Genomic DNA, 23,860 nt, shown 5'->3' with positions numbered 1-23,860 from the left:
TCAGGCTGTGAATTAGCCTCGGGTGGTTCGGCGTCGGGCCTGTCGTCGGCGCTTCTCGCTCGGCTTCTCGTAGTGCGAGTGCTCTTTGAGCTCTCGGAGAACGCCGCTCTGCTGCAGCTTCATGTTAAATTTCTTCAGCGCACTGTCAATAGATTCGTTAGGTTGGACTACGACGTAGATCAATGAAAACTCCTTTGAATAGTCTAGGATACCCGAAATGAAGATGCGGACTCAGATTTGCATCTAAGTCCGCATCCGCGTGGCTCAGAACCGAGTGGTTCTTACCAGGTGTTATAGTTCGTGCCGTCGAGAGCGGTACCAGAGCTGGCGTTGATCTTACCGACCGAGCCAGAAGCCGTGCTGTACGTGAAAGCCGATCCATTGATGTCAACCGGGACATCCTGGACGTAAGGGCCGCGCCAGTCGGTGTTCGTAATACTCTTGGAAGTACCACTGTTGTCCAGACCAGCAGTCGGAGCCGAGGTCGAGGACAGGTCAGACAGTCCCGCCGGATAAGCGCCGGTGTCAGTCTTGAAAACGTCGATGGCGTCGCGGACGACCTTCAGGTTGCTTCGCAAAGCGGATTCCTTACTCCGGATGCCCGAGTCCTTGAACTTGGGAATCGCGACGGCGGCGAGCACCGCGATGATGATGATAACGATCAGGAGCTCTACCAGAGTAAAGCCCTTCTTCCAAACCTTTCCGAGCCGAATGTTTTTCATAAGCCTCTCTTCTCTATTCATGTCGGAACCTGGTAATTCGTTCTCCAGGTTTATGGGACAAAAAAGTTCGACAAATTAGTGAATATTCTCGACAACAGAGTAGATTGGACCGATGATCGAGACCGTAATTGAACCTACGATCACGCCCATCGTGACAATCATGAGGGGTTCGATGATCGAAACCAGCGCCTTCAGACGGTTGTCAATTTCTTGCTCCATCGTGACGCAGATCGTCTCCAAAAGCTGAGAGAGTCGCCCGGTTTTTTCGCCCACAGAGATCATTTGCGTGATCTGTTTGGGGAAGACTCCGGTCTCTTCGATGGCTTCGAATAAAGAACTACCGTGTTCGATCTGATCGCGGGCATCGAGGAGCGCCTTTTGGACATCGGGGTGACCCGCCACTTTTGCGCCCTGTTCCAGCGCAGTCAAGAGCTGGACATTGGAGGTCGAAAGGGCGGCGATCGTCTGCAGAGAGCGAGCGATAGCCAAACGCTTGACCAAATCGCCCAGCACGGGAATTCGATTAACCACCTTCGCGCGGAGCTTCTTCACCGGCTCTAACCGCAACAAAAAGACGAGGGCGAGAATGGTTCCGACGACGGCGATGGCGGCCCCGACGGGATTTGCGCGAATGGCATCACCGGCGCTGAGGAGCAGCTTGGTCGTGACGGGAATCTTCGCCTTCATCTGGCTGAAGATCTTGCCGAAACGCGGCATGACGAACAAAATGAGGATAAGGACAGTCGACAGCGATACGCCGAGCATGACCATCGGATACATCATCGCGTTGATGATCTTTTTGCGAAAGTCGGCGACGCGGGCGAGATAGTTTGCGCCGTTGCGCAGGGCCTGGTCGAACTTGCCGCCCGACTCGGCCACGCGAATCATATCCGTGATGATCTGGGGGAACATGTTCGGGGCGAGACGCATCGAGAACGCGAGACCTTGTCCACCGACGACGCCTTCCTTTACGGCGGTTAGCGACTCCTTGATGGCAGGCGTTCGGGCACCGTAGATGACCGCATCCAGGGCCTCGACGAATGGCACACCGGTCTCGGACATGATGGCAAGGTTGCTGAGGACGTCGGCCGAATCCTGCGCCGAGACTTTGCGACGCACGGTCTTAACCGATCGGTCGGATGACTCCGACTTTTTGATCGCTTTTCCGCTCGCCTCGGGCCGAAGAACATGAATCGAGATGTTTTGGAGAGACAGCTTCTTCTCGGCGTCTTCGATTGATGCGGCTGAAATATGCCCCTCGATCTTGCTGCCGCCGCCGTCGATTCCCTTGTAAGCGTACGAAACCATTAGACGTGCTCTGCGGTCACCCGCAGGACCTCCTCAACCGTCGTTCTTCCTTCCAAAACCTTGTCAGCGGCGTCTTGGCGAAGCGTGAGCATGCCAGCATTGACGGCTGCCTTCTGAATCTCCGACGCGTGACGCCCAGACAGAATCATCCGGCGTAGTTCGGAATTCATGTCGAGACATTCGTAGATGCCGACTCGTCCCCGATAGCCGGTCTTCGAGCAGTGCTCGCATCCACGGCCACGGACGTAGTTAGCCTGGACTTCGAGCCCCAGCCGCCGAATATTCTCGGGGTCGGGCTTGTACTCTTCGAGGCACTTCGTGCAATTCGTTCGCACCAGTCGCTGGGCGACCGCGCAGGTGATAGAACCGCCCAACAGAAACGGTTCGACGCCCATATCGAGCAGTCGGGTGATCGAGCTCGACGCATCATTGGCGTGGAGCGAACTCAACACGAGGTGGCCAGTCAAAGCCGCTTCGGTCGCGATCGAAGCCGTATCGGCATCGCGAATTTCGCCAACGAGAATGACGTCCGGGTCCTGGCGAAGCATGGCGCGAAGGCCAGTGGCAAACGACACGCCTGCGCGGACATTGAGGCTTGCCTGGGTGATGCCTTCCATCTGGTACTCGACCGGGTCTTCGATGGTGATAATGTTTCGATAGATCGAGTTGAGGTGGTGCAGTGCGGCGTAAAGCGTGGTGGTTTTGCCCGAACCGGTTGGTCCGGTAACGAGGATGAGGCCCTGCGGCTCCTCCAATTTGGAGATCAGGGTCTTCATGCCGCTCTTGTGGATGCCCAATCGAGACAGGTTGATCATCGCGGCGTTCTTATCGAGGATTCGGATAACGAGGGTTTCGCCGAAGACGCTGGGATATGTTGAGACGCGGAAGTCGAATTCACCTTGCGGCGCGACGAGGGTGCAGCGACCATCCTGCGGCGCTCGGCGCTCGGCGATGTCGAGTCCGGCCATCAGCTTGATCCTCGACGCGAGTGGAAGCTGGAGATCCTTGGGGACCACCATGATCTCCTGTAACAGGCCGTCGATACGGACACGGACGCGGACCTTGCGTTGGAACGGTTCGATGTGGATGTCCGAAGCTCTCATGCCGATAGCCCGTACCAAGAGCGCGTTGGCAAGCTTGACGACAGGTGCACCGTCACCGACTTCTTTGAGGTCAACGACGTTGACCGGGTCCTGGTCTTCTTCTTCGGCTCCTTGAAGCTTGACGCTGTCGGTGTCGACGCCGCGGACGGCTTCTCCAAGAATTTCACCGAGGTCGTCGTAAGCGCCGAAAGCCCGGAAAATCGACTCGCGGATGTCGGTCTCGGTGGCAATCAGCGGGTCGATGTCTCGACCGGTCAGGTTCGTGAGTTCGTCGAGGGCGGAGAGGTTGAGCGGGTCCACCATCGCCACCGATGCGGACACTTCGGTGACTTCGACGGGGAAAACAAGAAGGCGAACCGCGACCGAGTGGGAGATGATGTTGGCCGCGTTAACGTCGAGCTCGGTCTTGGCGAGATCGACAAATGGGACACCCATCTGGATGCCCATACATTGAAGCTTTTGCTTCTCGGTGATCTTCTTCAGCCGGACAAGCAAGCTACCGAGAGGCTCGGTCGTGTCCTCTCGGTGGGCGAGAATCTCATTGAGCTCCTCGCGAGTTACGAAACCTTCTTCAACGAAAATCTCGCTTAACGGCTTGTCGATGTTCATTGAGAATTGATGATGTGAGGTGTGATGCTGATCAGAAGCTGGGAGCTGTTCTTTTGGGTGTTGCGACTCTTGAAGAGTTCGCCGAAGAACGGAATCTGGCTGAGGAGCGGAACCTTTTGCAGGTTGACGATCTCCTCGTCGCGAAGCAGTCCGCCCATGATCATCGTTTGGCCATCCTTGAGGATGAGAGTCGATTTCGACTCACGAGTGGAAATCTGCGGATAGCTGCCGCCGTTGATCTGCAGGAAGCCAAGGATGGACGAGACCTGAGCGTTGACGGCCAAGGTCACGGTTCCGTCTTCCGACACATCCGTCGAGACCAGTAGGTAGATGCCGACGTTCTGTTCCTCGGTCGAATAGATGAATTGTCCATTGGCGCTCGTTCCGTTGACGACCGGGAAGCGCCGCTTTTCGCCGATCAAGATCGAGCCGATTTCGCCGTCCATCACGCTGACGTTTGGCGAAGCAAGGAGCTTGGCTTTGTTCGCGGTCTCGAGGGCGTGAATCGTATTCACAAAGGAAAGCCCGTCGCGCTTGAACGTACCGAAATTCATGTTGCCGCTCGGCGTTTCGGAAATCGTGGTCTGTCCGAAGTCCCAGGTGAAACCGGCGTCTTTGAGGGCATCGTTCGAGACGTCGTGGATCGTCACCGTGATTTCGACCTGCTTACGGGCCACATCCATCTGGTTAAGAATGTTCAGCGCATCCTCGACCGCACTCTTACCGCCGGAGAGCAGCACTCGCTTCTGACGGGAATCGGAAGCCGGGCCAGATGAGGTCTGGATGCCGCCGCCACCATTGAGGCCGCCGCCACCTGCGCCGGTCAGGCTAGGAATCGTGGTATTCGGCAACGCTACGATATCCACCCCTTTGCCTTTCAGATATTCCTTAAGGGCGTTGGCGATCTCCATCGCGCCCTGATGTTTCAGGGTGTAGACCCGCTGAATCACCTCTTCCTGAACCTTTTCAGTCGTTGGTTCAGCCGGAGTGTCGGGTGTCTTTGGAGTGTTGTATTCGGCGTCGAATTCTTTCGGATAGGCACTCTTGAGTGTCGCCTCGTCGGCCATGACGACCGCGTTATTCACGCTGAGGGTGCGCAGGTTGGCGAGCATCGCCAAATGCTTGAGCGCGTCGCCAAGAGTCATGTTCTTCACACTCATCGTGACCTTTTCGTCGCCCTTGGTCATGAGGACAATATTCACACCGGTCTGTTGGCTCAGGCTGGCGATCACGGTTTCAATCGGCGTTGCCGAAAGGTTGAGGGTGACAAGCTTGGATTCGAGGGCCGACGGGTAGACGGCAAATGCGAACGGCGAGCCGGCCGCCGGGCTATTGTCCCCACCTGGGACCATCGCCAGCGGGTCGGTCAAAGAAATCGATTTGAGCGTGAGCGGAATCGCGAGTTTGGTTTTCGTGGCAACCACGTTCGGAGCCGGATGTGTCGCTGCGCGTGCCGCCTGCTGGTGCATGTCGTGCAAGTGGAGAAAGCTGAGGGTTGAGCTTTGCCAGCTTAGCGAAATAAGGGAACTTAACAAAATTGACGTCATAACTCAATCTCCCGACCGACGAAAATCGTCTTGAGCATCGGACCGACGCGAACAATAATCCTTTGTCCAGTGATGGACTTGATCACTATGTCGGTGTCGATGAAATCGCCGATCGCTACATTAAAAGTTGAATCCTTGAAGGTAATAACGGCCATCGGCTTTCCGGCATCGATGAAGCCATCGAACCGAAGTTTGATCGGTTCCTTCTTGACCGGCGACTGCATACCATCGGACGGTTGGGCGTTCGGCAGCTTTGTCCCCGGACCACTTATGTCCCCGGTAAACGGACTCTTCGGCATGACATCGCCTCCCTCATCGGTCGAAGAGGTTTGCGTCATGGTCTCCTTCGGAATGTGGATCGGTTTCGGCTGACTTACCGGCGGTGAATCCTTCTTGGCTTGGGTTGGAAACTTCGCAAATGCGTCGCGGAGGGGAACCTGAATGGTCGCCGCGGCCTTGGGCGCGGGCTCAAGCTTGGGGGTTGCTTCGTTTGCAGTGGCCTCGATTGGCGTTGCTTCGGAAGCCTTCGTTTCCGTTTGTTCGTCCGTTTTGGGTTCGGTAGTAGCCTTCGAGTCGGTCGGATCTGGGTTGTCGGCCGAGGCGCTGCCGCGCAATTCTTTCACGACGAGAGGTCGTGGTGCCGAGCCACTAAACATTCCGATGGCGGTTTTGCCGAGAAAACCTAACGCACCAACGGCGACTACGCCGAGTGCGATTGCCTGCTTCTGGTCACCGATCTTCATGCCCCTTCCTCCTGACGCATCACCTGGACTCCAAACTTGATGGAAACCAACTGATGACCGTCCAACTCTTTATCTATCGGCGCAATTTCGATTGTCTGAAGCTCCACCGGGGCGGAAATCGAAGTCAGGTCCCGGAGAAACTTGACGGCGTTCTCGGCTGAGCCGATGGCCTGGCACTGGTAACCCTTCTGCTTCCAACCTTTTCCGTCAGCATCGGTCTTGTATCGCGAAAGGTATGGACCTTCCTCGGCAGCGGCGGTGACTTCGATTAGCTGACAGTCATTCTTGGCCGCCGTCTGGTCGATGGTGTTTTGGAAGTAAGACGACGTGCTTTCTTTGAGATCCCCAAAACGAACATGCTTCGACTGGTCGATCATTTCGCGAAGCTTCTCGGCGGCTTGGGCAGTCGCAGCCAAGCGAACCTCCACTTCGTTCTTGCGGAAGTAGTTGATCGTCGCGCTTCCCAACAGAAACACGCCGAGAACGAGGGAAACCGAACCGGTCGCGAGAATGGCCTGGTCAAGGCGGCGAACCGTAATGGCGTTGATAAGGGCGATGCCACGCATGACTACAAACCCACCTTCTTGAGGTAATCGAATTCAATGCCCGCTTCGGACATCTTGTTTTGGCGAATCGACGTCTGGCCAGACATCAGCACGTTGGAACCCTTCGATGCCGAATCGATGAAGGATCGTCCTACGGCGGCGGTGATCGCATTGGCGTCAACTTTGATTGAGCATTGGCCGCCCGTGATATTGGCTTCCAATTGGTCGAAGTACATGCCGTCTGGTGCAGCGTTGATGACTTTGGTGAGTTCGTCGATGACCGACTTGGAATATTGCTGGCAGCGGACAATGGTTTCCTCACGCTTGAGTCCGGGCGCGACTTCCTTGGCGTGGCGCTCCAACTCGCCCCGCTTTTGTTGGCTAGTGGCGAGCGCCATCTGCGAGCTTTCCAAGTTGCGGCCACGGTCGGCGTTGAGGCCCCATAGGAACGGAATCATCGCAACTGCGGTGATGAGGATGCCGGACAGCAGACCCAGCTTGCGCAAGACCTTGCCTTCCAATTCGACACGCTGAAGGGCCCATGCGTCGAGCATGTTCACTTCGACGTTGATCGTCTTGATCTTATGCTGAGCGGATCCAGTTGTATTCGCGTCCACCTTCGGCTTGACTCCTCTTCAGCACGTTCTGACTTAGCCCTGCGAGGGCAAGTCCCATGACGACAGAATAGGCCTCCTGGCGATTCGATACGTTCGCAAAGGTGTCCTGATTGAACCGGGTCATCATTCCGGCAATCGGCCTTGCGAACTCGATGCGGAGACCGAGCTTGCGCTCAAGATAATGGGCAAATCCATCGAGGCCGACGAGGCCCCCCACGAGGATCGCCTGGTCGAGAATTCCTGCGTAGCTTCGCTCCGGGTGCAGGGAGCGGAAGTAGCGCATGAGCCGCCAAACTTCTCGGGTTAGCTTTTCCAGTTCAGCGGAGAGGTTCACCAACGCGATAGAGTTTTCGTACGGAAGGGTTAGGATTCCGTCTTCATTAAGGACCGTGAACGGGTCGTGAAGCATGATTTCTGCTTCTTCGGCGGAGACGTTGAGCCCCTTGGAGACCGCATCGTGGAACATGGCCGAGCCAAACTTCACGCCGCGGATGAACTGCAACTGCTGGTTCTGCACGACGTACATGTGGGTGTTCGTCGCGCCAAAGTCGATGATGGTGAGCGATGCATCGCGCCAGAGGGCCGACTTTCGATTGAGCTTTCGCTCGACGATGCGCAGGATGGCTTGAGCCTCCAATTCGGCACGAATTGGCACGATGCCCGCGTTCAAAATCGCCTCGGCGCGGCTGTCGATGACCTTCTTGGGGACGGCGACAATGAGGCAAGGCGCGTCTTTGTCCATGCCGTTTCGCTGAGCGACTTCAATATAGGCGCTATCCAGCGGAAAGGGCAGGTGCTTGCGAACTTTGTACTTTGCCGCTTCCTTCAGTTCCCCGCCTTCGAGATCGGGCAGGACCACCCAGCGCAGAACTGCGAGGTTACTGGGGATGTCGAATACGGCGGTTTCGCAGGAGACAGAGTTTTCGGCCAGATAATTGGCCAGTCGGCGTCCAAACTCTCGCGGCTCGCTGATGATGCCGTTCTTGACTCCCGAGCCAGGGTTCGTAAATGACCCGGCGGCCTGAATGTCGATGCGATCGCCAATCTGGTTGAGAAGGAGAACTTTCGTCGACCGAGAACCAAAATCGACGCCCAGAGATTGGGCGCCGCTCTTATCGACTTGGAAGGAGTTGCCAAACATCTTACGCGGCTTGGTCCTCCTGAACTTCCAGCGGCGGCTTGACGGTCCAGTAGTCCACGTAAAGCGGATCGAGTTCGCCAGCGGTCAACAGTTCCTTGAGGGCTTCGACGACGACGGGGTCGAACTGGATACCGGCACCTTTGGACATTTCGCCCATCACGTGACCCATATCCATAACGCCACGATACGGTCGGCGAGAGCTCATGGCGTCGAAGGCGTCGGCGACGCAAACGATACGGAGCGAAAGCGGGAGTTCGCCGCCCTTCAGGCCGTCGGGATAGCCGCTGCCATCCAACTTTTCGTGGTGATTTCGAATGATCAAGAGCACGCCTTCGCTGAGCATCAGCGGGCGGCAGATTTCGTAGCCGATGACCGGGTGGGTGCGCATGATCGCAAACTCTTCGTCGGTCAGACGGCCAGGCTTATTCAAGATGTGGTCGGGAACGCCGATCTTGCCGATGTCGTGCAGGATCGTTCCGATTCGGAGTTCTTCGAGGGCGTCCGGAAGCAGACCGAGCTTGGTGCCGATCATGACCGACAGATCGCAAACGCGTTGCGAGTGGCCCCGGGTGTACTCGTCGCGAGCTTCAAGTGCGGTTGCCAGCGATTCCAGCGTTCGGATGAACGTGGCGCGCGATCGCTCTTCCATGCGGGCGTTGTGGACCGCGTTGGCGAGAAGCGAGGAGAGACTTTGCAGAAGGTCGAGTTCCTCGGGTTCGAGGGTGACGTTCTCTTCCGAGTTGATGATGGTCATGGCGCCGATCATCAGCTCCGAGTGGGAAACGCCGACACCAGCGAACTCGCGGTTGACGAGCGGAAGACAGTAGGCGGACTTGACGGGCAGGCCGATTCCGTCGCAGTCGATCAGTTCGCCATCTTTGGCCGTGAGGGTGATCGGCTGGCCGGTCTTGGCCACGTAACCGGAGATGCCCTCGCCCATGGTGATGACGACGGGGAAATCGAAGTCACCCTTGACGCCGTAAGCCGCCTCGGTGAGAAGAATGCTATTGTCCTCTTCGCAGGTGAGGGTCACAGTTCCGGCGCTCGCCCCGAGGTCGTTGACGGCGGCGCGAAGCGTGCTCAGGATGAGGCTTCGCAGGTCACCGGCCATCGACATGTTGGCGGCCGTGTTCATGAGCGTCGTTAATCGGCGATCACGCTCGCGAAGGATGCCATCTTTCGCCTGGAATTTGGCAAACAGATAGCCTAGGAACTGGGTGAAGATGAGGGAGCCGGCGGGAACGGCGATCGACTCGAGGTTCCCCTTCATCATGCCGTTGTAGCTGACGATGGCGATCGCGACGGCGGTAAAGAGGAAAGAGCGATGCCCCTTGGTCGTGCTGAGACACTCGATGAGGATGATAGGAATCGCGATCAGCCAAAGGTTGCGCAGGTTAATTGGATCAAAGATGCTGGCGCCGCAAAGGGCGATGAGATCGGCAAGCCGCAAAAGGCCGGGATATCGATGCCCCTTCGCCTTGTAGATTTCGAGGTTCTTTACCGCGAAAAGGGTGCCAACGCCAAGCAAACTGGCGATCGCCAGGTTCGCGCCGATGAACAGCGGATTGACAACGCCAAAGGCGACAAACGCTGCGAATCCGAGCATGAGCCAACGGAACCGCAGGTACTGTCGATCCGCCTGGAAGGCGAGAAGGAGATTCCTTCTCATGCCCTACCTCCCCAAAGAACCCGGTGAAATTGCATGGATTTGCCAATGTATCCATCGGAAGGTTTGACGAAGCTCTTTAGGTTTTGCCTTACCATTGACCCGGAATCCAGTAGCGGTAGCCGCCATTCGTGTTGGCGACGAAGTAGTTGTCGAAGTTGATCGTCATTAGGGATCCGTTGCCGCCATCCGTGTTCTTCAGAATTGACCCCGCCAAAGAACCGTTGACGATTCTGTTACCGCCGCTCGAAGTCGATGAAATCATTCCGGTGCAGATCACAAATACGCCTGAAGTGCCCGTATCCAAATAGACGTCGCCGTCGCAGATCACGACCAGACGACTGAGAATGTTAGTTAGCGGAGTGACGGCTTTGATCGTGGCCGTCCCTTTGACAAAAATCGTGATTTCTCCCGTGATAGTGCCACGGATCGTTAGGTTTCCGGTGTGATAACGCAACTGACTTTGTGTAGCCGCAAGCAGACTTGAGGGATTCGTGAGGGTCGTATCGCCCGATGTCGTCACCGAAGCCGAATTTGCGTAAGCGGTGTCGTCTAGCGAGATTTTGAATCCTGGTTGGCGTCCGATGAATGAGCCAGTCAGGCTCGAGAATGTAGGGCTCGTTGTGTCGGGAGAATATACATCACCACCGATGGTCAGCATTGAGCCGTCGATCGATCCGTAATAATAGAGATCGCCGGTGTTGGAAACACTGCCGGTCGGCGTGATGGCCGATGTAAAGAAGAGGCCAAACTGGCAGGGCTGCACAGTGGCTCGCTTGCCAAAGTAGAGAGTCGATGTTTTCGACTTTCCGTCAAGGGTGCCTTTGACCGTCGTTTGGACGCCGTAGGGCGTTTGCCACGTGCTAAGGGCGGAGTCCACTTTGAGCGTGATGTTATTGACGGTGAGGTTGAAACTTTGCGTGTATGTGCTCTTGCTGACGAGGTTGGCCGTGACATAAGCCTTGGCTGAATCCAGACAGAGTTGCCATTTGCCATCGCGTTCAATCTGTCGCTGCTTGGTGATGGCCATGCGCCCAACATCAACGGACGCCATGATGATCGTCGTGATGGCGATGAGCATCATCGAGACAAAGATCATGATCATCGCGCGTCGGCGTCTCATCACTTGCCCGCCTTCCAGAAGCAGGTTCTGGTCATAGTGATGTCGGGGATTGGCAGAGCATTGTTGCCGGAGTAGCCCGAAACTGATCGGTTGGGTGTGGACGTCGTGTCGGTTTTGATCGTAATGGTCGTCGCTAAATTCGTCGCGTCTTGGGTGAAGGTCACCGAGCCAGGGATGTAGATGCCGGCCTTGGTCCCAACGGGATACGTCCAGGCTTTATCGACATTCGACGAAGTCACGGTCGTGTCATCTGTTACAATGCCTCGGTACCAAAAGCTGCCGACGTTTCCAACGCGAATCGGGTTGGTGGACGGGAAGTACCAAATGCGTTTACCGGGCGAGTAGTAGGCTCGAAGAGTCTTGTAGACGCCGGTTGGCTGGTATTCGTCGATGATGCCGTCGTTGTCGTAATCGGTGCCAGAGTCTGGCATCGTGCATTTAAGAGCGGTCACCGAGCCCAGAGTGATGCTTTCGCATTTGATGGCATTGGAGGCGGTCTTCGCCATCGACTTCATTAGGCCATTGGTTTGCTGAAAGACGTTGTATTGGGTGATCGAGTCGCCGGTTCGCGCGGCCACAAAGGCGTAAAGCGTGACGGCGGCACCCATCGTCACAACCATCAGGGTCATCGTGAAAAGCATCTCGACGAGCGTCGTTCCGCGTTTACGCATTGTCCGGCCCTCGCAGGTAGACCTCGTAGGTGAGCGAGTCGGTAAAGAAGCGAGAGCCGCGGCTCTCTTGCCAGGTGGCCGAAACTTGCAGCAAAGTGAGGTTGAGGCCAGTGACCTGGGTTAGCTTCTTGGTGATCGTCACCGTTCGACTACGGACCAGCGTGACGGTTGTGGTGGATGTGCTGTCGGCAGGCAGAGCGGTGAGAGTGCTGCTCCGAGTGGCGTCAACCACCGACTGAACGTAAGCCTGAATGATCGAGCGGCGCTGGGCGTAGCTGATATTGCGCATCGAAAACGCCAGCGAATCGGCAACGGTTGCAGCGCAGGCGGCAAGGAAGGCCGAAGCGACGACGACCTCGACGTATGTTACGCCTCGTTTTCGATTTCGGACCCTCACATGATAGGTATCGGTTCTAGGGCAAAAAACCCGTAGAGTTACGAGGCAAACGGTTGGGTTGGGTCGTGGACGTAGAAAATATTGCCGCCTCCGAAGAGAAGCGGCTTGAGGAAAATGTCATGACAAAGAGCGAATATCGAAGTTGGCTGGAAGAACGGCTCTCGAGGACGCAAGCCTCGATGGAGGTGACGCCACGACTCGGCTTGGCCGGAGAAATCGGAGTCTCGACATTTGAACAGTCCGACGTGAACGCCATCGCCGCCCGGCAGACTTCCCTGCTTGAGGACGAATTATCCCGACTCCAGAGTGTGTCGCCAGTCAGCGACTACTCGCTAAGGAAGGCCGACCTGGCCGAGCGCTTGGATTCCGTCAAAGTCAACGACGAAAATTAGGTGGTGCCGGGGGAGGGACTCGAACCCTCATGAGTTTGAGCTCAACGGTGTTTGAGACCGCCGCGTCTACCATTCCGCCACCCCGGCAAGAGTGGAGGATATTAATGTACCTTGATCCCCTTGCCGTTCTCTAGGTTGTCTGCGCTCATGAACGGTAAACTGTGGTGGTGCTTCTGTCCGTCTCGAATGTCAAGAAGGCATTTGGGCCTGACGAAATCCTGACCGGGGTTACTTTTCGGCTCGATCCACGCGAACGCGTAGCCCTTGTGGGCCGCAACGGTGCAGGCAAGACCACGCTCCTCAAGATTTTGACCGGCCAATATGAGCCTGACACCGGCTCGGTAACGCTGAGCCGAGGGGCCAAGATTGGTTACCTGCGGCAAGAACAACCGGTGACCCTGGGACGCTCGGTGATCGAGGAAGCCCAAGCCGGAACCGAAGAGCGGCTGGCCCTTCAGGTTCGGTTGCGTGAGCTTGAGGAGATCATGCATGCCGATAAGGCCACGCCCGAAGACCTTGAAGAGTACGCGCTGGTCCATGAGCACTTCTTGGAGTCCGAAGGCTACTCGGTGGAACGCGATGTGCGGACAGTTTTGGTTCGAATGGGGTTTGAAGAGTCGGAATTTGATAAACCGACCAATGCCCTGAGCGGTGGCGAAAAGACTCGGTTGGCCATCGCTCGGCTCCTGCTGGAAGAGCCGGATCTTTTGATCCTCGACGAGCCGACGAACCACTTGGACCTGCAGGCGACCGAATGGCTGGAAGGCTGGATTCGGGCTTATCACGGGGCAATCCTGCTGGTCAGCCACGACCGGACGTTTTTGGAAGCAACGGCCCAGCGCGTGTTGGATATGAACGATGGAACAGTCCGAGCGTGGCCCGGACCGTTTCAGAAGTTTCTCGAACTGAAGAAGGAAGACGAGGAGCGCCAAGCCGAGGTCGCGCGACGACAGGACCAGGAGATCGCCAAGCTCGACGAGTACGTGCGGCGGTTTATGAACAGCCAACGGACGGCGCAGGCGCGCGGCCGCCTGAAGCTGATGGAGCGATTGATCTCGGAGAAGGTGGATGCTCCGAAGAATGATCGGCAGATGGCGGGCGGTTTTGGCGACGCCAAGCGATCGGGGGACATCGTGCTGGAGACGAAGAAGCTGACGGTCGGGTATCCCGATCTCACGCTGATCAAAGACCTAGATTGGGTCGTTCGCATCGGCGAGCGGTGGGGCGTGATCGGCGAAAATGGCGCGGGCAAGTCGTCGCTGATTCAGACCTGCATGCGAGAGATCGAAGCCTTGTCGGGCATTTCTCGGCTAGGGAGCAACGTGGTTGCCGGCTATTTCACGCAGGACGCAAGCGATCTCGATCCCGAGATTTCTCCCATCGATACGCTGACGATGGTGGACGGCATGCAACCGCCCGACGCGCGCAACTTGCTTGGTCGATTTTTGATCTCGGGCGACGATGTGTATCGCCCGGTGCGGACCATGAGCGGCGGCGAGAAGAACAAGCTGTCGTTGGCGCGGCTGACGAATTTGAACCCGAACCTATTGGTACTCGACGAGCCGACCAACCACTTGGACATGGCATCGCGTGAGGCGTTGGCACAGGTTCTGAAGGACTTCGCGGGGACGCTGATCCTGATTAGCCACGACCGATATCTGCTGGGAGCGGTCACCGACCACACGCTGGATGTGCGCAAGAGCGGTCCGGTTCAGTACAACGGTTCGTATTCGGAGTACCGAGAATCACAGCGGCGGTCGACGCCTTCAGTTCAGAGTAAAACGGCGGCCAAGGTGGTTGAAGCGCCGACCTTGACGCCGCGCGAGATCAGCAAGGCGATCGAGCGGCTTAAGCGCGAGGTGGATGCGGCGGAGAATGGCGTCACGGCCAAAGAGGCCGAGTTGGTCCAACTTGAGAATCGCTTGGCGAATTTGGGTCCGAAGGACGACGTGGTGACCCTGAGCCAGCGGCACCACGAGCTTCGCCAAGAGGTCGCGGATGCGATGAATGCGTGGGAGGCGAAGGTCGTGGAGCTGGAAGAGATGGAAGCCAAGCAGGGCGAGCCGGGCGTGACGTTTAGAGCGCGCTAGTCGGACGATGCTTCCGCTAAGAAGCGACGGTCAACCTTGACATGTTTCGACTCCTCGCCATAGACTTCTTGCCGATCGAACGGCTCGGGCTTTAGTTGCGGCGACCGATTCTGCGATAGCTTGTGGAACGCATACGTCTCTGGTTCTGATCCGCCCTCTACCGCAATCCTTCCATCACGTACGACCAAGGTTCGGTGGCTCATTCGTTCGACCTTATCCTTTGCCGCCGCGTAAACGATCCAACTGCTCATGAGGGTCAACGAACCGCCAACGAATGCCAATAGGTCTCGCTTCCAAAACACCTCGGCCAACATGAACGCGATGGCGGCGATAGCCGTCAACTGGGCACCCAAAATCTTCTTCTTCAATCCTTCCAGGCCCTTATATACGTAGGCCTTACCCTCAACTAAGGAGACCGGCACTCGATATCGTCGAAGATTGTCGGCTCGAACGCCGTAGGCCATCGCGTAGAGCACGTTGAGGAAAAACATCGAATAGTCGGAATCGTCGAAGCGAGCCAATGGCTCCCAAACCGTGGCCGTTCCCTGTTTCGTCACGATCTCGAATGTCCAGCGGCCGGTCGGTCGAACATCCAGCACCTCGTCCCAAGGAACTCGGAAGAAGTAGCCGTTGCTGGCGCTAACCTGGAGCTCTCGCTCTGAAAATCGGATCACTCGGGTCTTTGCGAATCCGAAGAACAGGGTTAGACAGAGCAAAATGACGACGGCAAGGACAACTCCATAGGCGGCGGCAAATGGGCTTCCCTTGAGATACCCGGCGATACCAGCCACGAGGCCAGCCGCCAGAGAAATTATTACGACTTGGCCAAGCTTCGGAACCGCGATCCATTCGACATAGACCATCTCATCGGGCAACCAATAGCGAAACTCTTCTGAGCTCAGAACTTCACGGACGGTTGCCGATTGCTCCATTTGGTTACTTTACTCGCCCACGTATTCTTCTTCGTGCAACTGAACCGGATTCGATTTCCGCACACGGATATTGATCGTTTCGACAATCACGGCGAAGGCCATCGCGAAGTAGGTGTAGCCCTTGGGCACGTGGACGCCGCACCCGTCGGCGATGAGGTTCGCGCCAATGAGGACGAGAAAGGCCAGCGCCAAAATCTTGATCGTGGGATGCTTATCAACGTATTTGGAAACAAGCCCACTGTAGTAGATCATGAAAATGCCGGAGACGACGACTGCGGCGATCATCACTTCGATCTCCTTCACCATTCCGACGGCGGTGATGACCGAGTCCAGCGAGAAGATGATGTTGATGCCGAGGATGGCAAGGATGACTTTGGCGAATTCCGCCTTGGCTTTGGCGTTGGGCGCGTCCTCTTCGACACCTTCTAGTTTGTGGTGAATCTCCTTAACCGACTTGTAGATGAGGAACAAGCCGCCGCCGATCAGGAGGAGGTCTTTGAGGCTGATCTCGGCTGCCTCTTTCGCAACCTCGATGGTTTCTCCACCCTTGACCATCGCGTCGTAGAGCAACGGAATCTCAAACAGCGGGTGCGTGGCGCGGACGAGAAGGCCGATTCCGAGCAGAAGCAGGATTCTTGGGACGATCGCCAGGAGCATCCCCTGCTTGCGAGCCCGCTCTCGCTCCTCTCCTTTTAGCTTCCCGCTGAGGATGCTGACGAAAACGATGTTGTCGATGCCCAAGACGATTTCGAGAATGGTCAGGGTCAGAAGCCCGATCCACGCGGACGGGTTTAAGAGGAGTTCCATCAAAGTTCAGAGAGATTGTATCAGGAGTGAATACGGTGGAATAGTCGTCCGGGTTTCTTTCCTTTCGAACCTATTTCGGATGCCTCTCGAACTACAGAAGAAAGTCATCGACTTCTTTCGACGCACCTGACGAATGTCCCCATCGGAGGCGGACATGATCAGACATGATGTCAATAAGTTGCTGGCGAGACATGTCGCTTTGCGCCAATTTCATGGTGATATCCTCCACCTCATCGTCAGCGAAATCCATTTCGTATCCGTTGGCGATGAGGAAGACGGACGTGACCATCAGCCCGATTCGCTTGTTGCCGTCCACGAAAGCATGGTTGCAGACGAAGCCGTGCCACAGAGCGGCGGCTTTGTCCGAGATCGTGGCATACAAATCTTGCCCAGCAAAAGTTTGCTGAGGAGTTAGAAGCGCGCTCTCTACGAGCCCTTCGTCACGCACGCCTGTGCTTCCACCATACAGGAAAATCTGAATATTGTGGAAGCGGTAGACGTCGTCGAGCGACGGATACCAAATCACCGGATTATCCTATTTGGCGAGGTTTCGAAACGCCTTGTCGTACTTGGCGAGCGTCTCTCGGACGGCGCTTTCGACGTTGGGGTCGGATTGAGGGTTGCGCAGGACGATGCACCCTCGCTCGAAAGTGACTTCGATCTGGTTGTCCGTAAGGCCCAGATGGTCTCGCATGTCCTTGGAGAGGATCAGCGCCGTGCTGTTACCGCTTTTAACGGTTTGTCGAATCATAACTTTATTATGACCGATGTAAGACAAACTTTATACATCGGTCATACAAATTAATGAATACTCGCGCCGTTGCTTCGAATCACATCGCGGTACCAGTACGCACTTTCCTTCGGCGTTCGCTTCTGGGTTTCGTAGTCCACATGCACTAATCCAAACCGGAACCGGAAGCCCTCGTTCCACTCGAAGTTATCCATGAACGACCACAGGAAGTAGCCATCGACCTGCACGCCATCGGTGGCGGCGCGCTCGAGTTGGCGCAGATAGCGCGTCACATAATCGATGCGCTGCGGATCGTGAATCTTGCCGTCCAACTGCACCCAGTCGGACAGGCCCATGCCGTTCTCGGTGATCACGATCGGCTTGCCGTACCGCTCGTAGAAGAACTTCGGACCCCAATACAGAGCTTCTGGAGTGATCGGCCAATGGTAGATGGTTCGGGCACCGCCAAACGGATATTCCACCGTCTCCGGCTTGCCGTCCTGGCCCATCTTGACCGTCGAAGCATGGTAGATATTCGCCCCATAGAAGTCGAGCGGCTGAGCGATCGTCTTCATATCGGCGTCGGTTGGCTTTCGGTAGCAGGTCTCCCAGAACTCTTCGACCACCTTGGGATACTTGCCGAAGAACACCGGATCGCTCCACAGCGGCGTGGACCACGTATCCACCGTGGTCATCTCGGTGGTCAGCATGCGAGCGGCCTGGACGTCTTCGGGTTTGTCTGACGCGGGAATAGCGCACTGACCTACCGGCGCCCAGCCAATGCGCGAGTCCTTGACGTTGGCCCGAATGACCTGCACAGCTTTGCCGTGGGAAAGCAGTGCATTGTGCGCAGCCCAAAGAACCTCTTGCTTACCGAGCTTGTCGCCGGGAGCATGGTGTCCGTTCTCCATACCGAGACCGATGAAGCACTGTGGCTCGTTCAGGGTCATCCAAGAGGCGACGCGGTCGCCCAGTTTCTTCACGACGATCTCGGTGTAACGAGCGAACCATTCGGAGATATCCGGATTCAGCCAGCCTCCTCGAAGGTAAACCTCGTACGGCGTGTCCCAATGATACAGGGTCACATGGGGCTTCACACCGTTGGCGAGCAGTTCGTCGATCAGCCGGTCGTAAAAATCAAGGCCCTTTTCACTCACGGCTCCCGTGCCGTCAGGAATGACTCGGGGCCAAGCAATGGACATGCGGTAGTTGGGAATCCCGAGCTCCTTCATCAGGGCAGCGTCTTCTCGGTAGCGGTTATAGTGGTCGCATGCAACGGCGCCATTGCTTCCATCGAGGACTTTGCCCGGACGCTGGCAGAACATATCCCAAACGGAATGTCCGCCGCCGGCCATATAAGGGGATCCTTCGATTTGGTAGCTGGCGGTAGCGACGCCCCAGGAAAAGTCGTTGGAAAACGGCATAAGAACTATGTTGAATGATATATTTCGTTAAACGGGTGGACTGTAGCCTTAATTCTTGACGATTTCAAAGTATCCTTTTGCCGGTATGTCAAAACGGCTTCGTTGGGGAATCCTCGCCACCGGAAGTATCGCAAATCAGTTTGCCGAAGGCCTTTCCGTCTGCAACTCGGGCGAATTGGTTGCCGTCGGCTCGCGCACCCTCGATCGCGCGACGGCTTTTTGTGAAAAGCACGGCGGGACGCCTTACGGTTCCTACGCCGAGGTCTATAACCATCCGGATGTGGACGCGGTCTACATCGCGACCCCACACCATATGCACATGGATGACACCATTGCCGTCGCGAAGGCTGGCAAAGGAATCCTGTGCGAAAAGCCGTTTACGCTGAACGCCGTTGAAGCGGAGCGGGCATTAGCCGCCGTGAAGGAAGCAGGTGTCTTCTTCATGGAAGCGTTCATGTACCGATGCACCAAGCAGACGGCCAAGGTTCGCGAATGGATTTCGAGCGGCGCAATCGGCGAAGTGAAGCTCGTGAACGCCGAATTCGCTTTCCAAGCCGGTGAAGACTGGGCGAACTTCCGCAACGACCCTGAACTGGGCGGCGGCGGGCTGATGGATGTCGGCACGTACTGCGTTTCGATCGCCCGAATGGCCTTTGGCGAAGAGCCCTCCGATGTTTCGTATATTTCTCAAAAGAGCGCGAAGGGAGTGGACTGGATCGGTAGCGGCCAGCTACGATTTTCCGGCGACCGATCGGCGGTCTTCACCACCGGCGTCGGCATTGTCTGCGACAACGGCGCGACGATTTATGGCAACAAGGGCCGAATCGTCATCGAAGACCCATGGAAGCAGCGCACTGGTGCGAAACTGCACCGCTATGAAGGCTATAGCCTCGCCGAAACCGTTGATTTGAGCATCACGAACGCGGAATTGTACGCCGCCGAGGCCGATGCGGTCGCCGAGTTCTTCGACCAGAAGGAATGCCCCTACGTCACGCTTGAAGACACCATGCAGCAGATGCGAACGCTCGACAAGCTTCGCAAGTCGGCGGGCATCGTGTTTGGCGCGGAGGCAAAGGCGTGAAATACGGACGGATTCCTCACCTCGACAAAGATATTTCTAAGATCGTCTGTGGCACCGACTGGCTGATGGGCGCGGCTCCGGCTGACTCCTTTAAGACGCTCGACGCCTTTGTGGCGGCGGGCGGGAATTGCTTCGATACCGCCCACTGCTACGGAGCGAACAGCAACATTCTTGGAGCGTGGCTGAAGGCTCGGCATAACGCTCACAAGCTGGTTTTTCTGAACAAAGGCAACCACCCGTACGGTTCGCCGCGGCTATCGGCAGGCGATACCAGCTCCGACATTTTTGAGAACCACGCCAATCTGGGCATTGACCACACCGACCTCTACGTTTTCCATCGCGATGACGAGAACGTGCCGGTCGAAGAGGTTGTGGACTTCATGAACGGCTTCATCAAACGCGGTCTGATCACTGCCTATGGCGGATCGAACTGGCGCGTGGAGCGTGTCGCCGCCGCCAACGCCTATGCCGAGAAATCAGGCCAGCAAGGCTTTTCGTGCAACAACCCTAATTTGACTCTGGCCCACAATGTGAAGCCGCTTTGGGGCGGATGCTTGACCATCGATCGCGCCGGACGGGACTGGCACCAGGAGTCGCAGTTACCGCTCTTCGCATGGTCGTCGGCTGCTCGCGGATTTTTCGCTGGCACTGATGATCCCGAAGTCATCGCCGCCTATGACTGCGACGTTAGCCGCGCTCGCCGCGAACGGGCAAAAGAGCTTGGCGAGAAGCACGGCCTCAGCGCCACGCAGATCGCACTGGCGTGGGTGCTCAATCAGCCGTTCCCGGCCTTTGCGCTTTGCGGATTGAGAAAGGTCAGCGACGTCGAGCAGAACGTCAAAGTTCCGGACGTCACTCTGACGCCGGAAGAGATGCGCTACCTCGAAGACGGCGAGTAGGCTCGACGCCACTCCAGTGGGGCGGGCAAGCCCTCGTACGCGAAATCAAGGTGAAGCACACGCCTCGGACGGTCGGAAATTGATCGATTCGAGGCGTGGAACAGCAATGGCTTCATCATGAGGATTTCTCCGGCCTGACAGGCGCAGAGCACCGGGTCCTCGGCGACAATTTCGTTGATTCTCAGCTTCCCCTGAAGGTGGCTACCCGGCTCGACCATCAGTGCACCGTTTTCGGCGTCGGTCGGGTCGAGATGGAGCCGCAGAGTGAGCATCTTCTGAAGGACGGAAGCTGGTGGCTGAACCGAAATGACTCCTTCTTTAACCGACCACGGTCCGAAGCCTTCGATTTCGTGCCTTTCCGCCACCTCGATGGTGACGTCTTGGTGCCACGGCACCGCCCAATTGGAATCCTGGGGCTTGTCGAAGAGGGTGCTACGAACGAGAAACGCCTGGGGATGCAAATAGCGATGCGCCAGCGGTAACAGAGCCCGATCAATTAAGCCGGAGAGGTGGGAAGATTTTTGCGCTGCATCGCGAACTCCGAACCTGTTTTCCGCCTGGTCGAAAAGTGGTTGGCACGCCTCGACAAAGGAGCTCGTGACCTCCGAATTGAGAAACTCCCATGCGAAACCGTCAACGTCGAGCCGATCACATCCAAACAGTATATTGAGCGTCAAAATTCCCTCACTAGCAATACGCATCGTGAGGGAATTTCGTTAACTTATCGGAAGCGCCAAATGACTTTTCCGAACGAATTCAGGCTGTTTGAGGAGAAGACCTTTGCGTGGCCGTCGGCAAAAATGACCGGCGTCGCGCCGTTACCCTGACGATCGGCTCGGAATCGCCCATAGACTGGCTTGAGGGCTCCAGCCGATAGCGACGAGCAGTCGAAAAATCCTCCGCCGAGGTCGGTGCATGGGGTGCCAATTGGCATCTTTCCCGGCGTGGTGCAAAGGTTCACGTCGGATATGAGGGGCAAGCCGTTCATGTAGTTCTCGGCCGCCGTGCCTGTCGTGGGCGTTGCGCCGTTGTAAGGGTTGAAGACGTAACCACGCTCCTTGGTCGTGCCGACCGTGTGCGGAGTCGTGACGATCAAACCTGTGCGGGCTGACTCCTCGGCTTGGGAAAACGAAGCCGCAGACGTGAATCCTTCGGTGCCCGGAGCCGCTGAACCAGGAACGGCCGTGCTGTTAGGATCGACACCGGTCGCGTCGCTATAGCCGACGCTCTGAATGCGCCGAGTCGACCAGTTCTTCGCCATCTTGGAATCCGAGGCAGCAGGCGAAACAAAGATGTCTTCGTTCTTGACGTACGGGTAAAGCCCCTCGGTCCAGATAACCGGATCGATTGAAGTATCCAGGCTTCGTGCCGAAGCGGGTACAAAGTAGTCGTCGTTGTCGCCAGAATAGATCATCAGCGATGTGCCGAGTTGCTTCATTTGGGCTAGGGCCTTCGTCTGCTTGGCCGCTTCTTTCGCTTGAGCGAAAACGGGAAAAAGGATCGCAGCCAGGATTGCAATGATCGCAATAACGACCAGAAGTTCAATCAAAGTAAATGCTCGTCGCATAGATGCTGATTATAGGGGAAGTCAATCACCGACGAGCGCATGAAAAACACATCATATACGGGGTTTTGAGAGTCGAAATACGCATAAACAGTACTTATTCCTTAAAAGATAAGCGAAGCATATTACGAAAACAAATTGAACGAGTACGGAATGCGTTTCACGTCAGTATTCATGAAGTCGGCGACCATGATCTACTGGGCAATGCGACCGTCGGCGTCGCGGTGGCCGGATCGGATGCCGTGCAGGTTGAAAACGTCATCCAGAGCATCCTTCGCATGATCGAAGAAAATCCCGAAATGGAAGTCTACGATTCGGTCATCCTGGTCGAGCACTTCAAGTAAAATTCAGGTCCCATGGCACGCACCGTAGTCCCCGAAGCCGAAGCCCTCCTCGATCAAGAGATCAAGGTTCTGGACAAAGGTTTCGTTCGACTGGTGGACTATATGGGTGGCGACCAACGCATCGTGCAGTCGGCCCGCGTGAGCTATGGCGAAGGGACCAAAACGGTCCGCCAAGACCGAGCGCTGATCCATTATCTGATCAAGCATTGGCACACCAGCCCGTTCGAGCAGGTCCAACTGACGTTCCACTGCAAAATGCCGATCTTCATCGCCAGGCAGTGGATCCGCCACCGAACGGCGCGCCTCAACGAGATTTCCGGTCGCTACAGCATCATGAAGGACGAGTTCTATGTGCCGGAACCGTCGCAGGTGGCGTTTCAAAGCGCCAACAACAAGCAGGGCCGCTCGGACTCACTGCCCCTCGACGATGCGCTGGCGATCATCGCGCAGATGGAGAAGGAGCAGAAGGACGCGTACACCGACTACACGGACATGATCGACAAGGGTGTGGCGCGCGAACTGGCGCGCACGAACCTGCCATTGTCGCTTTATACGGAGTGGTATTGGCAGATCGACCTGCACAACCTCTTCCACTTCATCCGGTTGCGCATCGACCCGCACGCCCAGTACGAGATTCGGGTGTATGCCGAGGCACTGGCCAAGTGCGCCAAGGCGGTTGCGCCATTCGCCTACGAGGCGTTTGAGGAGCATATTCTGGGCTCGGTGACGTTTAGCAAAGCCGAGTGTGCGGCGTTGTCGAGGATGCTCGATGGCGGCGAGCCAGAGCTGGATGAGCGTCCGCTGAAGGCGTTTCTAGAGAAGGTCGAGAAACTGCGAGCCTCGGTGCCGGTCGAGGCACCAGAAGAGTTTGTCTCTCCGACGGGCTAGGTTGTCTCATAAGTCGCGTGGCTTGCCGGAATGAAGAATGAGACTTGCCTGCATTTCTTTAGTCGGCCTAGTGGTAGCAGGCTGTCAACAATCGACTACGACGCCGAGTTATTCCGGTGCAAACAGCACACGGTCAGAAAGGACGTTTGTTAGTCATCGCATTCAATACGAGATTCCTTCTGGATTCTCAATTCGGGAAGGAAGGGACGGTGAAGTGGTCATCGTCAGCGATGGGAACAAGAATTTTGGAATTAGTCATCTTCGGCCAAAAGTCCCAAAGGATGCAAGTCATACCTCCATGGAGATTGTCCAAATGTTGATTCCGACCTTAAAGCGAGATTTGATTCGGGAAGGAAAGAAGTCCCTTCAACCATCCTCGGAACAATTCGGGCCGAATAGCTTTGTCGGGTTTAGCTACGACGACTTACTGGCTAGGCAAACCTTGGACGGCTATTTGGTCGTCGGCAAAAGGGTCTTGGATATGAGAATCTATCTCCCTCAACAAAATCCGAACAGC

Annotated in this window: 26 protein-coding genes and 1 tRNA gene; 6 read left to right on the top strand and 21 right to left on the bottom strand. The window is 56.4% G+C overall.

What is annotated here, in order from left to right; genetic code table 11:
* Positions 1-12: 12 nt before the first annotated feature.
* The 13 genes from rpsU to GC165_18290 form a co-directional block, all read right to left on the bottom strand.
* Positions 13-183 carry a 30S ribosomal protein S21 gene (gene rpsU / locus GC165_18350; protein MBI1334832.1) on the bottom strand — a complete coding sequence of 57 codons (171 nt, stop codon included), beginning with the start codon at positions 181-183 and terminating at the stop codon, positions 13-15.
* Positions 184-281: 98 nt separating this feature from the next.
* The gene (locus GC165_18345; protein ID MBI1334831.1) at positions 282-743 is read right to left on the bottom strand and encodes a prepilin-type N-terminal cleavage/methylation domain-containing protein; all 462 of its coding nucleotides are present in this window, start codon (positions 741-743) and stop codon (positions 282-284) included.
* 54 nt (positions 744-797) lie between these two features.
* Complete coding sequence (locus GC165_18340; protein MBI1334830.1) at positions 798-2,030, bottom strand: hypothetical protein; 1,233 nt, start codon at positions 2,028-2,030, stop codon at positions 798-800.
* Entirely contained in the window at positions 2,030-3,742 is a 1,713-nt protein-coding gene (locus GC165_18335; GenBank protein MBI1334829.1) for a type II secretion system protein GspE, read from the bottom strand. The genes GC165_18340 and GC165_18335 overlap by 1 nt, the downstream gene beginning before the upstream one ends.
* A complete protein-coding gene (locus GC165_18330) occupies positions 3,739-5,289 on the bottom strand; it encodes a hypothetical protein (GenBank protein MBI1334828.1) in 1,551 nt (516 codons plus the stop codon). The genes GC165_18335 and GC165_18330 overlap by 4 nt, the downstream gene beginning before the upstream one ends.
* The gene (locus GC165_18325) at positions 5,286-6,032 is read right to left on the bottom strand and encodes a hypothetical protein (GenBank protein MBI1334827.1); all 747 of its coding nucleotides are present in this window, start codon (positions 6,030-6,032) and stop codon (positions 5,286-5,288) included. The genes GC165_18330 and GC165_18325 overlap by 4 nt, the downstream gene beginning before the upstream one ends.
* The gene (locus GC165_18320; protein MBI1334826.1) at positions 6,029-6,598 is read right to left on the bottom strand and encodes a hypothetical protein; all 570 of its coding nucleotides are present in this window, start codon (positions 6,596-6,598) and stop codon (positions 6,029-6,031) included. Before GC165_18320 ends, GC165_18325 begins: the two co-directional genes overlap by 4 nt.
* Before the next feature lie 2 nt (positions 6,599-6,600).
* Entirely contained in the window at positions 6,601-7,194 is a 594-nt protein-coding gene (locus GC165_18315; GenBank protein MBI1334825.1) for a hypothetical protein, read from the bottom strand.
* A complete protein-coding gene (gene pilM / locus GC165_18310) occupies positions 7,160-8,335 on the bottom strand; it encodes a type IV pilus assembly protein PilM (GenBank protein MBI1334824.1) in 1,176 nt (391 codons plus the stop codon). The genes GC165_18315 and pilM overlap by 35 nt, the downstream gene beginning before the upstream one ends.
* Position 8,336: 1 nt before the next feature.
* Positions 8,337-10,004, bottom strand: coding sequence for an HD domain-containing protein (locus tag GC165_18305; GenBank protein MBI1334823.1), 1,668 nt, complete (start codon positions 10,002-10,004; stop codon positions 8,337-8,339).
* 88 nt (positions 10,005-10,092) lie between these two features.
* Positions 10,093-11,124 (bottom strand): hypothetical protein, encoded by a 1,032-nt coding sequence (locus GC165_18300; protein MBI1334822.1) that lies wholly within the window; start codon positions 11,122-11,124, stop codon positions 10,093-10,095.
* Positions 11,124-11,795: a hypothetical protein gene (locus GC165_18295; GenBank protein MBI1334821.1), complete on the bottom strand. Its 672-nt coding sequence runs from the start codon at positions 11,793-11,795 to the stop codon at positions 11,124-11,126. Before GC165_18295 ends, GC165_18300 begins: the two co-directional genes overlap by 1 nt.
* Complete coding sequence (locus tag GC165_18290; protein MBI1334820.1) at positions 11,788-12,192, bottom strand: hypothetical protein; 405 nt, start codon at positions 12,190-12,192, stop codon at positions 11,788-11,790. The genes GC165_18295 and GC165_18290 overlap by 8 nt, the downstream gene beginning before the upstream one ends.
* A gap of 65 nt (positions 12,193-12,257) precedes the next feature.
* Between GC165_18290 and GC165_18285 the strand changes: the two genes are divergently transcribed.
* Positions 12,258-12,584, top strand: coding sequence for a hypothetical protein (locus GC165_18285; GenBank protein MBI1334819.1), 327 nt, complete (start codon positions 12,258-12,260; stop codon positions 12,582-12,584).
* 1 nt (position 12,585) lies between these two features.
* Here GC165_18285 and GC165_18280 read toward each other — a convergent pair.
* Positions 12,586-12,671, bottom strand: a tRNA-Leu gene (locus GC165_18280).
* Between the two features lie 74 nt (positions 12,672-12,745).
* Here GC165_18280 and GC165_18275 point away from each other — a divergent pair.
* Positions 12,746-14,674 carry an ATP-binding cassette domain-containing protein gene (locus GC165_18275; protein MBI1334818.1) on the top strand — a complete coding sequence of 643 codons (1,929 nt, stop codon included), beginning with the start codon at positions 12,746-12,748 and terminating at the stop codon, positions 14,672-14,674.
* Here the strand turns inward: GC165_18275 and GC165_18270 are convergent.
* From GC165_18270 to GC165_18250, 5 genes are all read right to left on the bottom strand, one after another.
* Positions 14,671-15,606 carry a hypothetical protein gene (locus tag GC165_18270; GenBank protein ID MBI1334817.1) on the bottom strand — a complete coding sequence of 312 codons (936 nt, stop codon included), beginning with the start codon at positions 15,604-15,606 and terminating at the stop codon, positions 14,671-14,673. The two genes, GC165_18275 and GC165_18270, sit on opposite strands and share 4 nt — an antisense overlap.
* Before the next feature lie 9 nt (positions 15,607-15,615).
* Positions 15,616-16,413: a TerC family protein gene (locus GC165_18265; GenBank protein MBI1334816.1), complete on the bottom strand. Its 798-nt coding sequence runs from the start codon at positions 16,411-16,413 to the stop codon at positions 15,616-15,618.
* A 91-nt stretch (positions 16,414-16,504) separates the two neighbouring features.
* On the bottom strand, positions 16,505-16,939 hold the full coding sequence (locus GC165_18260; GenBank protein ID MBI1334815.1) for a type II toxin-antitoxin system death-on-curing family toxin: 435 nt from the start codon (positions 16,937-16,939) through the stop codon (positions 16,505-16,507).
* Between the two features lie 9 nt (positions 16,940-16,948).
* Positions 16,949-17,164 (bottom strand): hypothetical protein, encoded by a 216-nt coding sequence (locus GC165_18255; GenBank protein MBI1334814.1) that lies wholly within the window; start codon positions 17,162-17,164, stop codon positions 16,949-16,951.
* A gap of 50 nt (positions 17,165-17,214) precedes the next feature.
* Positions 17,215-18,567, bottom strand: a complete 1,353-nt coding sequence (locus GC165_18250) for a beta-glucosidase (GenBank protein MBI1334813.1) — start codon at positions 18,565-18,567, stop codon at positions 17,215-17,217.
* An 85-nt stretch (positions 18,568-18,652) separates the two neighbouring features.
* On the opposite strand from GC165_18250, the gene GC165_18245 reads away from it, so the two are divergent.
* A complete protein-coding gene (locus GC165_18245) occupies positions 18,653-19,648 on the top strand; it encodes a gfo/Idh/MocA family oxidoreductase (protein ID MBI1334812.1) in 996 nt (331 codons plus the stop codon).
* Positions 19,645-20,547, top strand: coding sequence for an aldo/keto reductase (locus tag GC165_18240; GenBank protein MBI1334811.1), 903 nt, complete (start codon positions 19,645-19,647; stop codon positions 20,545-20,547). The genes GC165_18245 and GC165_18240 overlap by 4 nt, the downstream gene beginning before the upstream one ends.
* Here GC165_18240 and GC165_18235 read toward each other — a convergent pair.
* Together GC165_18235 and GC165_18230 are read right to left on the bottom strand one after the other, a co-directional pair.
* The gene (locus GC165_18235; GenBank protein ID MBI1334810.1) at positions 20,526-21,248 is read right to left on the bottom strand and encodes a phytanoyl-CoA dioxygenase; all 723 of its coding nucleotides are present in this window, start codon (positions 21,246-21,248) and stop codon (positions 20,526-20,528) included. The genes GC165_18240 and GC165_18235 overlap by 22 nt on opposite strands.
* A gap of 20 nt (positions 21,249-21,268) precedes the next feature.
* On the bottom strand, positions 21,269-22,114 hold the full coding sequence (locus GC165_18230; GenBank protein ID MBI1334809.1) for a prepilin-type N-terminal cleavage/methylation domain-containing protein: 846 nt from the start codon (positions 22,112-22,114) through the stop codon (positions 21,269-21,271).
* A 2-nt stretch (positions 22,115-22,116) separates the two neighbouring features.
* On the opposite strand from GC165_18230, the gene GC165_18225 reads away from it, so the two are divergent.
* Together GC165_18225 and GC165_18220 are read left to right on the top strand one after the other, a co-directional pair.
* On the top strand, positions 22,117-22,455 hold the full coding sequence (locus GC165_18225) for a DUF503 family protein (GenBank protein MBI1334808.1): 339 nt from the start codon (positions 22,117-22,119) through the stop codon (positions 22,453-22,455).
* Positions 22,456-22,467: 12 nt separating this feature from the next.
* A complete protein-coding gene (locus GC165_18220) occupies positions 22,468-23,343 on the top strand; it encodes an FAD-dependent thymidylate synthase (GenBank protein ID MBI1334807.1) in 876 nt (291 codons plus the stop codon).
* The last annotated feature ends 517 nt before the right edge of the window (positions 23,344-23,860 follow it).

The sequence above is a fragment of the Armatimonadota bacterium genome (assembly GCA_016125185.1).
Classification (GTDB): domain Bacteria; phylum Armatimonadota; class Fimbriimonadia; order Fimbriimonadales; family Fimbriimonadaceae; genus Fimbriimonas.
Note: the sequence above shows the minus strand (reverse complement) of the source record. Positions and strands in the feature narration are given on the sequence as shown.